2 protein-coding genes are annotated in these 1,376 nt (G+C 39.4%); both read right to left on the bottom strand.

Annotated features, from left to right (window positions below; all coding sequences use genetic code 11):
• Positions 1 to 247: 247 nt before the first annotated feature.
• Entirely contained in the window at positions 248 to 703 is a 456-nt protein-coding gene (locus KF816_17600; GenBank protein MBX3009844.1) for a hypothetical protein, read from the bottom strand.
• Positions 700 to 1,376: hypothetical protein (locus KF816_17595; protein MBX3009843.1), on the bottom strand; the 677-nt coding region annotated here is incomplete at its 5' end. The genes KF816_17595 and KF816_17600, both read right to left, overlap by 4 nt.

Below are 1,376 nucleotides of genomic sequence, written 5' to 3'. Positions count from 1 at the left end.
CTCTGCGAGGCATAATCATCGTCTCTGTTTCGTCAAACCTACAACATCTTTGGTTGGCAGGAGTTTTAATTACAACCTTTGATTCTCCGCCTACCGCAGAGTCGCCTGCCAACGCACAGGCTAAGCACGGGCAGACACTGCGGAGAAACCTCACTCTGCGGAGAACTAAAAACGTTTTAAAGATTACCTGCAGAAAAATATTGCAGCATTGTAAAATGCAAAAGCCCGGCGTTGTCGGGCTTTTGCTTTATATATCTGGTAATCTATCTGGTTTTAGCCAAAGCGATACAAACTCTTTATCATCGTCAATAACTGCAACGCAATTATTTATAAACTCAACCGCATTGCCTTTCTTTTCAGGGTTGCCAATACATACCCAACCGCTTTGAGTGTTTACATATACAGGCAAATCTTCTTTGTTTATACTATAAGAACCAACCCCTGACTTCAAATCATCCAAAACTTTTAATATTCCTTTTTGACTTTTAGGAACTTCATAATTGGACTTCATCCTTTTACTTAATCCGCAAAAACCATTAAGCTGAATGATTTTTCCATCAACAAAAGTAAGGGTAAGTGTATTTATGGCAATCTCAAAATCTAATTCATAAACCCATGGCTCCATATCAAAAGAATGTTCTTCTGTACGATAAATCAGTAATCTATCTTCCGAAACGCCTGTGTATTCTATTTCAAACTTCATGGATGTGTAAAATTGAAATGATAAATAACATTCGTTTTAGGATTAATACCTAATTCCCATACTCCTTGTGAACCCCTGAATGTACCGGGCACTCTCCAATTCATCCCTCCTTTAAAAGTAGCATCAAGTGTTCCCTTGCCTGTTGACATAATTTCTTGAATAGTTAAAGGCGAGTTCATATATGGTCTTGCCAATTGCCCTTTATTCGCTCCTCTTGTAACTACTTCCGTCAAATGCTTACCTGCTGATTTAGTGTAGGTAAAAGCGTTAGTACTTCCCTTTGCGACTTGCCCTTCTAATGCCACTCCGCTCACGGAAAGTTTCTTCAAAATTAAAATTTCCAGTGCTTTTTCTAAAGTAAATCCTAATCCATATTGATAATCGTCCGCTGTATATTGGGGTAAGTTTTGCGCAATCTCAACCGCGGCATCACCAATCGACATTACGCTATATGCACCCCCAGTAAAGGTATTAGCAACCGACTCTAGATATCCCTTAACGGTAAATTGGCTTGCTATGCCATTCCATGTACTTTTTAAGCCACCCAACATTCCATCCCCAATGTTTTTTGCTACACTGTTTTTTTCATTTTGATTGACCTTCTTCTTTCCGCCACCCCCACCGCCATCATCTTGATTATTGTTTTGACTTTGCGAGCCTTGTAAGAAAGCTC

The sequence above is a fragment of the Melioribacteraceae bacterium genome (genome assembly GCA_019638015.1).
Classification (GTDB): Bacteria; Bacteroidota; Ignavibacteria; order Ignavibacteriales; family Melioribacteraceae; genus JAHBUP01.
Note: the sequence above shows the minus strand (reverse complement) of the source record. Positions and strands in the feature narration are given on the sequence as shown.